Annotated in this window: 7 protein-coding genes; 4 read left to right on the top strand and 3 right to left on the bottom strand. The window is 42.6% G+C overall.

Annotation, left to right across the window (positions count from 1 at the left end; translation table 11 throughout):
- The 3 genes from F6K37_RS25420 to F6K37_RS25410 all read right to left on the bottom strand — a co-directional run.
- On the bottom strand, positions 1-1749 hold a 1749-nt coding region (locus F6K37_RS25420; protein WP_287252992.1), incomplete at its 3' end, for an ABC transporter ATP-binding protein.
- A gap of 203 nt (positions 1750-1952) precedes the next feature.
- Positions 1953-4445 carry a glycosyltransferase gene (locus F6K37_RS25415; protein ID WP_287252990.1) on the bottom strand — a complete coding sequence of 831 codons (2493 nt, stop codon included), beginning with the start codon at positions 4443-4445 and terminating at the stop codon, positions 1953-1955.
- 149 nt (positions 4446-4594) lie between these two features.
- The gene (locus F6K37_RS25410; protein ID WP_287252988.1) at positions 4595-4750 is read right to left on the bottom strand and encodes a hypothetical protein; all 156 of its coding nucleotides are present in this window, start codon (positions 4748-4750) and stop codon (positions 4595-4597) included.
- A gap of 369 nt (positions 4751-5119) precedes the next feature.
- Here F6K37_RS25410 and F6K37_RS25405 point away from each other — a divergent pair, with 369 nt between their 5' ends.
- The 4 genes from F6K37_RS25405 to F6K37_RS25390 form a co-directional block, all read left to right on the top strand.
- Positions 5120-6061: a cytochrome P450 gene (locus F6K37_RS25405; protein ID WP_353838479.1), complete on the top strand. Its 942-nt coding sequence runs from the start codon at positions 5120-5122 to the stop codon at positions 6059-6061.
- 193 nt (positions 6062-6254) lie between these two features.
- Complete coding sequence (locus F6K37_RS25400; protein WP_287252986.1) at positions 6255-6512, top strand: acyl carrier protein; 258 nt, start codon at positions 6255-6257, stop codon at positions 6510-6512.
- A gap of 157 nt (positions 6513-6669) precedes the next feature.
- Positions 6670-7899 (top strand): beta-ketoacyl-[acyl-carrier-protein] synthase family protein, encoded by a 1230-nt coding sequence (locus F6K37_RS25395; RefSeq protein WP_287252984.1) that lies wholly within the window; start codon positions 6670-6672, stop codon positions 7897-7899.
- 265 nt (positions 7900-8164) lie between these two features.
- Positions 8165-8736: hypothetical protein (locus F6K37_RS25390; RefSeq protein ID WP_502887776.1), on the top strand; the 572-nt coding region annotated here is incomplete at its 3' end.

Genomic DNA, 8736 nt, shown 5'->3' with positions numbered 1-8736 from the left:
AGTTTGAGTTTGGTATAGGGAATTAAACACTCCTTGAAGACTCATTAGTTGCTCGAAGTTACCCTGCTCAATAATTTGCCCGTTTTCCATCACAACAATTTGATCTGCCTTGCGTATAGTGGAGAAACGATGAGCAATCATTAGTACTGTTTTACCCTTCATTAAATTGTTTAGACTCTCCACAACTGAAGCTTCAGTCTCCGCATCCATGGCAGAGGTAGGTTCATCTAAAATCAAAATCGGTGAATTCCGTAAAACTGCTCTGGCAATGGTAAGTCTTTGTTTTTGACCTTCAGATAGATTGAAACCCTGTTCCTCAACTTTTGTTTCATATTGATTAGGTAACTTGGTAATGAAATCATGGAGATGTGCCACTTTTGCAGCACGAATAATTTCGTTTAAAGTGGCTTGAGGGCGACCATAGGCAATATTTTCCCGGATTGTTAGGGGAAAGACTAAAGGGGGCTGTAGCACCATGGAAATTTGGTGACGCAGAGATTTCAGTTGATATTCTCGAATATCGACTCCGTCAATGGTTACTTGACCAATTTGTGGGTCATAAAAGCGAGGTAAAAGACTAACTAAGGTCGATTTTCCTGCTCCAGTAGAACCCACAATAGCTACTTTTTCCCCTGGCTGAATCTTGAGATTAATATCCCTTAATACTGGTTGGTCGCATAAGTAATGAAAAGAAACTCCACAAAAGGCTATTTCTACTCTGGTATCACTGGGAGCAAAAACTTGCGTTCCATCTTGCAAATCGTTTTCCACCTTCAGCAATTCAAATGCTCTCGCAACCCCAACCCTAGACCCTTGAATAGTTCCCCAACTCTCGTTCACTTGATGGAGGGAGATCAAGAGGAATGCTAGGTAGGAAAAAAAAACGACCAGCTCACCTACGCTCAGAAGACCAGACAGAACATGCCTAGCTCCAACCCAGATGATTAAACTAGCCCATAAGCCAAGCACAGCAGTGCTAACACCACCATAAAAGGATTGAAACAGGTATAAGTTGAAATTAGCACTCAAGCTTCCTTGATTAGCAGATGCAAACCTCTGATACTCTTGCTCTTCCTGAGTAAATGCTTGAATAACATGCATATTAGACATGGCACTCTGAATTAGAGCATACACCTTACTGGCTTGATATCGAGAGTAACCAGCAGCAGAACTAATCCATTTATTGATAGGAACCAAACAAATTAATAAAACTGGTCCTACACTGAGTACGATCAAGCTTAGATGAGCATCTAAATGAAATAATACCATAAACATACTCACTACCAGTATTAGTGCTGATAGCATGGGTAAAAAGCCATTAATAATCAGACTTTGAATCTCATCAGCATCAGTAGTCACTCGGTAGAGTAGATCCCCTTTTGATAAACGACCATGAAAGCTAAGAGAAAGCTTTTGCAGGTGATGGTAGAGTTCTTCACGCAAAACTTTAACCATTTCCTTGCCCACATACAGCGTGGTGTATTTGTTAAGAAAAGTCAGAATTGCAGAAGACAGATAAATCAAAAAAAGCGTTAAGCAGAAAATCAATAGGAGATTGGGTTGGGAAATTCCAGCCATTACTTTGAACGACAGGGGTTTCTCATTGATTACATTATCGATAATAAACTTGAATGGCCATGGTTTTAATAATTGAAGTCCGCCAATCAAAAATATCTGTACTACAGCACATAGTAAGTACCAACGATATGACCAAAGGTACAATAAAATCCTTTTTTTAGATGTCTGCATATTCTTACTAAGTTCATGCCCGTAACCTGAATTCAGTATCTAAAGATCCAGGGCAAACGCATCTAAATTATAGAAGCCTTACTCAAAAGAGATTTCAAAATTAATAAGCCTAAATACTGATCGTATAAACTGATCGTATAAATCTCATATCCAGTAGGCATTTCAAAATAAGATGCGTTTACCCTGTCTAAAGATATAATGCATTACTTAACAATCTCCTTTACTGCCTGATGATAATAAGCCATAGCAGCAGCACAGTAACGGAAGATTTGCACGACTAACAACCCAGTTAAAAACCCAAAAATAAAAGTTATAGACCAAACTTGGTCAAGGGCTGCTAAAGCAGACAGAGTAGCAAAAAAGAGTGTAAGCAACGACGGTAAAAGAAAAAACCTCGGCCAAGCACGAAACCTTACCAGTTGGGTACCAGACCCGTGATCTTCAATCGCCATGAGAATCAGCACAGAACCCCAAATCCCCCGTCGTACTTCCAAATCCCAACAATCATAATCTCCGCCTCGTTGGACAAACAAATGTTTGTTTTGTAGAGCCTTTTCCAGTTCTAGCAACCTCTTTTCAGGCTCCTGCCATAACTCACTCCAAATGGTAATACTTTGGGGTACAGGCAATCTCAGTTTAAACTGGCTACGCCGTCGCCACGGAGTCAAACCATTATTGATGCGACCATAGAGACGGGCTAGAGGCTGAAGCAGGTGAAGGAAAGCAGTTAAACTGTGCAACTTAAGCCTTTTGCCCCAAGTTTTCGGTGGGTCAGTAAAAGAAGCCTGGAATCCACTCAAAATTGCCTGAATGATTGGCAAAACAATACTCAGGATCAGAGGGACAATAGAGATTAACAACGGCTGCCAAAGTGCCCCCAGAGCTGAAATTCCCAAGAGTAGGAGAATCACTAAGTACCATTCCGGCATCAGGGATAGCATCACCAGCATATTGGGGGGACATTGATGGAGTGATTGAAAAGGAGCACTGCCCCAAACTCCTTGGTAAACTCGCCAACGCTTCAATTGCAGTGTTTTAGGTATGCCCAATCCATAAACCCTTCCTTGCCAATCTAAATGACCAATTTGGTTATACTTCTCAGGCCATTTTTGCTCTAGTAGGGCTTCGGCTTTACCATAACCTACCTGTTGCTTCCAGTAGGCAGAGATGGAGTTACGACGATAGTGCCAAACTAAGGCAGCAGGACTATAACCTAGCTTCCTACCACATTGCTGTAGTTGCCAACATACATCCACATCATCACCAGCAGTTCTAAAGCGCGGATCAAATCCACCAATGGCTTCAAGACAATCCCGACGAAATGCCATGTTACAGCCAGCAATGTGTTCTGCTTCGAGATCGGAAATCAGTACAGGCATGGGATTGCCAGGGGCATGAGCGACACAAGCAGCAATACTACCATCTCCTGCTGGAGCTAAGTTGGGGCCTCCTATACCGACATAGTCTGTGGTGATCAAGTTATAGGCCAAATATTGCAACCACTGGGCATCGGGATAAGCATCATCGTCAAGGTAAGCCACTATTTCACCAGTGGCTGCTTGCCAACCTGTATTTCTGGCATTGCTTAAGCCTCGATTTTCTGTGGTAATGAGTTTGACATTGTATTCTTTGGCAATTTCGAATGTGCTATCTGTGGAGCCATCATTGACTACAATTACCTCAAAGTCAGGATATTCCAAGGACTGTAATGCCTCTAAGGTATCACGTATCGTACTCGCCCCGTTGTAAGTGCAAATTACCACTGAAATACGAGGATAATTGAAATTGGAGCCAAAGGGAACTTGATGAAAAGCTTGACTGACACGCTCTAAAGCTGGCTTAGGTTCCCTTCCTTTAGTAGTAATACCGAATTCCCAATCATCGACTTCTGCACCACCTCTGTACCATTCATCAGTCCAAGCAAAAACGAAGCAACCGACACAGCCAGCAGCAAAAGCGGTGCGAATTTGCCAATCTAGTACCTGGGCTTGTTCCTGTTCCCCATTGCGTAGAGCATCTAACCCGACTTCACTCATCAGCAAAGGCCGGTCTCCGGCAATGTTTTGTAGTCGAGCTAGGTAGGCTTGAAAACAGTTCTGGGACTCCAGGTAAACATTAAAGCAAACTAGATCTAAAAAAGGAAGTTGGAGATATTCCGTGGTTGGATAGTTAACGTAGGTAACTATCCCTTCAGGATCTTCTGCTTTCACAGCCCTGTAAAGTCGTTCTAAGTATTTTTCGACTCGGCGACGACCTAGCCAGCGCACTAAGGGCGCAGGAATTTCATTCCCCAATGCATAACAAAGTATAGCAGGGTGTCCTGCACAGACTCGCACCTGGTCACGAATGATTGCCTCTATGTCTGGAGCCTTTTTTTTGTCAATTAAATAGCCCACATACTGTTCCGCTGATAAACCGACCATGACTTTCAGACCGTGCTGGTTGGCAATATCGAGGAGCTGACAGGGTGGCATCGTATGGGGAATACGAACCGTATTGATTCCATTAGCCTTCATTAAGGCAAAGTCACGGTCAATGGTTGTGAGGTTGTGATACTCCTTACCGTTCTGATCTGGTTTAAATGCTCCATAGGTCACTCCACGGATATAAAATTTATCCTGGTCAACAAAGATAAATTTTCCTTGGACTTTCGGCCGAGTGTTGGTGACACAGGCCGTGTTTTCGCTGACAATCACTTACTTTTATCGGTTATGTTTTTTTTACCTCAAAAATACTACTATCATATTTAGCCGGTTCATCGGTAACTTCCCAATAACCAACCGCTGTAGGGTGTAAGCATTCAGCCGTCAGCATTCAGCCGTCAGCCGTCAGTCGTCAGCTTATTTTATTCAAAAGCTGTTCTCGTAGCGTTGGCATAGGGCATAAGCACCTCAAGTAGGGTGGCACAGGCTTCTAGGGTGGCACAGGCTTCTAGGGTGGCACAGGCTTCTAGGGTGGCACAGGCTTCTAGGGTGGCACAGGCTTCTAGGGTGGGACGCATCGCATAAGCTGATAGCTGATAGCTGATAGCTGATAGCTGAATGCTGAATGCTGAATGCTTACTGTAGGGTCAAAGATATGGGTATTGAGGTGGCTCCGTTGTCAAGAGTGCATAAATCTGGTTTAATAAAGGGTGTTGCTGAATTGGGCGTTGCTCAATTGAAGCATGAACTAACATTGTCTGGTTTTGGAAAATCCCCCGTTAGTCCCCATTTGTAAAAAAGCGAAGCATCCGCTAATTCTCCCCAGTATTGGGGGGTTAGGGGGGCGGGGGACTTGGAAAATTTTGTTACCCCCCCGGTGCGCTTGACCTAGGCGAATTAAATTCGCCACGGGTCGCACCGCAAAATTGGGGGGCTAGGAGTCCGGAATCATACCCATAATCAGCAAAGCCCGCAATCTAGTCACCAAAGCCATCCAGGCTAATCCCTTTCACAAGATGCATGATCCAATTCAGCAGATAACATCTCAATTAGTCGATGAATTGCGAGATCAACAACACGTAGATCTCATTGCTGATTTTGCCGAAAAACTCCCTGCCCAGGTGACTACTAAGATACTGGGTTTACCAGACGAGGACTATTATCTGTTACAGGGTTGGTCAAAGCATTTATTCCATATCTTTAATCCCTTAGCATCTCTCAAAACTTGTGAACGACTTGAGGCATATGTCCAGCAATCGACCGAATATTTGTCAACAATTATTGCTCAACGACGTAAGACACCTCAATCCGACTTAATTAGTGCTTTAGTTACAGTCGAAGAAGGAGGAGAGCCACTCAGTGAACAAGAGATATTATCAACTTGTTTGATGCTAATAACTGCTGGGGTTATGACTACAGCAGCTATCATTGGTAACGGAATACTAGCACTACTAAATCATCCTGCTCAACTGAAATTGCTGAGGGAGCAACCGGAACTTTTGCCTACAGCAACCGAAGAAATTATGCGCTATGATAGTCCTACTCAGATAATCGCTCGCACACCAATAGAAACACTAGAAGTTGGCGGGCAAACCATCCACCCTGGTGAAGATGTAATCATCTGCTTAGGAGCTGCTAATCGAGATCCAGCCGAATTTACTAGTCCAAATCAACTTGATTTAAGACGTAAGGATAACCCACACCTTGCCTTTGCTACTGGTAGTCATTTTTGCTTGGGAGCAGCATTAGCGCGAGTAGAGGTTCCCATAGCCATTAATACTATCGTGCAGCAACTACCCAATCTAGAGTTGACAATTGATGAGCCAGGATATCAAGAATATCTAGTTCTTCGACATCTTAGATCCTTGCCTGTCAAAATTTGTTCCTAGTTTTTTACTGATTTTAAGGTGGCTTAAGGTTATAACTCTGGGGCTAATAATGATATAAATCATGCCAATTACTTGGAATATAAATTTTGAGTTTTTTGGATATAGTGTCCGTAAAATATTATTGCTTGTGCTCTGTTGAAGACTTTTGTAAAATGTCTAATGTAAAACACACAGTTGAATTTGAATATTAATCATGAACGTAGAAGTAAACTTATCTAAAAAAATTATTGAAAAAGTTATTGAGGTAATTGCTGAAAATGAAAAAATTCCTCAAGAAAAAATATCGTTAGACACGTCTTTTGAAGAACTAGGAATTGATTCTTTAAGGGGTTTGACTATCATTGCTGAACTTGAAGATGAATTCAATATTACAATTCCCGATGAAACTGCTTTTATGGTTAACAGTGTACGTCAGGTAGTAGAACAGCTTGAGCAGATTCTTTCTTCCTAGGGATTAATAGTAGTCTATTGGCTGAGTTTTGTACAATTAAGGATTGTCTTAGCTGTTAGGTAGATTAAGATGCCAAAGCTGAATATATATCTAACAGTTAAACAGTGTCAAAACAGCCTAATTCACTTAATTTAAAATTCTATGGTAAATTTCAGCTATGGAGAAACGCCGGGTAGTTATTACTGGAGTTGGCGTTATTTCCTCTATAGGAAATAATTGTGACGAGTTCTGGCAATCATTGCAGCGAGGTCAATCAGGAATTAGGCTCATTCAGGCGGTTGATGTTCAGAAATTGCGTATGAACAATGGTGCTGAAGTTCAATCTTTCAATCCCTTGGACTATTTTCCAAACAGACAAGTTGATTTACTTGATCGCTTTGCTCAATTTGGCGTAGTTGCGGCTAGAGAAGCGGTAAAAAATGCATCTATTGATTGGACACCGGATTTGCAAGAACGTACTAGCATCGTTACTGGCTCTTGTGTTGGTGGTCAAACATCTGAAGACAGAGGTTTTTCCGAACTCTATCAACAACAGCGGAAAAAGATTCATCCTCTGACTGTACCTCGGGTTATGGCTAATGCTACTGCTAGTCATATCTCTATAGACTTAGGGATTAAAGGTCCTGGTTATACTCTTTCTACCGCCTGTTCTTCCTCTAACCATGCCATTGGACTGGCTTATTGGATGGTTCGTCATGGTATGGCAGAAATGGCAATTGCTGGTGGCAGTGAAGCCCCCTTTAGCATGGGACATTTAAAAGCATGGGATGCTCTGAGAGTTATTTCCCCTGACACTTGCCGACCTTTTGACCAAAACCGTAGTGGTACAATTTTGGCAGAAGGGGGAGCTATGCTCGTACTTGAACCTTTGGATGCTGCTTTAGCTCGTGGGGCAAAGATTTACGGGGAAATAGTAGGGTTTGGCATGTCTTCTGATGCTTATCATCTTACCCAACCTTCTGCACAAGGAGCTACACTAGCAATTGAATCAGCTCTAAAAGATGGAGAGTTACAAAGAGAGCAAATAGGTTACATTAACGCCCATGGTACTGGCACTCAAGCCAACGACAAGATGGAAATCTCTGCCATTTGCTCAGTGTTTGGCACTCATGCACAAAAGTTAGCAATCAGTTCCACTAAATCCCTACACGGACATGCTCTTGGAGCTGCTGGTGCTATTGAAGCTGTTGCCACGATTCTGGCACTTCAACAAGGAATTCTACCACCAACAGCGAACTTTACTGAACCAGATCCTCAATGTGCTTTGGATGTTATTCCTAACCAATCCCGCCTAGTAGAGGTTGAGTATGCACTTTCTAACTCATTTGCATTTGGTGGGCTAAATGCTGTTTTGGCTTTTCGTAGATGGACTCATCTTCGGGTATGATCTGGGATTTTAGTAAGTAGCCAATTACGGGGTGCGAGTAGCAACCTTGCCGAAAACGGAATTAGTCTCAATCTCACGAATGGCGGGATTTTGAGAAGAGGTAATTTCCCTACCGATAGTTCGGTAGTCAGCACGAAACAAAACAAATCTCCCAAAAGTCAATAGTCTTAAGTAAAGAGGCAAACACCAGCAATTGGTCTTGATACTGCTGGTAAGTTCTCTACCTTGGCCTATGGGTACACCTTCAACTAATCAAGGGAATCAGATGAAAAACTTGCGTGCAATCACTCCATCTTCTTATATTATTGCTGCCTGTGCATTAACCGGGATTGTATCCTTTAGTGCAGTAACTAGCCAAGCTGGTCAAATGAAGTTCTTACCATCAGGTAACTCTACCGCAAGCGCTCAGGTTGAATCAGTAGACAATCAAGACCTACTGGCAGCAGTACCGATTCCCAGCAGTGAATTACCACCAGCCCTAGAGAAGAATACCGTATTTCGTGCGATCGCAAGTGGTGGTTTCTTTGGTCAAACAGTTGAAACCCGTCTGCTCAACAATGGACAAGTGATTCAGCAGTACATAAGGATAAATGGGAATAGCACTCCCACTGAGATTGCTCGCATTTCCCGTCAAGATGTCAAAGGCTTTAAGAAGTTTCTCAACAAAGACGTAGACTTTAGTCAGTTTGATCAGCTCAGTTACCCTGCTCCTATTGGTGCTGCTGATTATATCAGTGTTACTCTGAGCAGCAATGCAGGTACTACACGTTATGCCGATATTGGTAGTAATCAGCTCCCGGAAGCTTTGCAGCAAGTGATTCAGAATTGGGAGACTAT

This window comes from Moorena sp. SIO4E2, from assembly GCF_010671945.1.
GTDB lineage: Bacteria > Cyanobacteriota > Cyanobacteriia > Cyanobacteriales > Coleofasciculaceae > Moorena > Moorena producens.
The sequence above is the reverse complement of the archived record's forward strand: the minus strand, read 5'-3'. Positions and strand labels throughout refer to the sequence as shown.

What these genes read in the sequence shown, in the direction of transcription:
- F6K37_RS25410 (WP_287252988.1), bottom strand. Translation starts at nt 4,750, where the DNA reads ATGCGTCCCACCCTAGAAGCCTGTGCCACCCTAGAAGCCTGTGCCACC.
- F6K37_RS25400 (WP_287252986.1), top strand. Translation starts at nt 6,255, where the DNA reads ATGAACGTAGAAGTAAACTTATCTAAAAAAATTATTGAAAAAGTTATT.
- F6K37_RS25395 (WP_287252984.1), top strand. Translation starts at nt 6,670, where the DNA reads ATGGAGAAACGCCGGGTAGTTATTACTGGAGTTGGCGTTATTTCCTCT.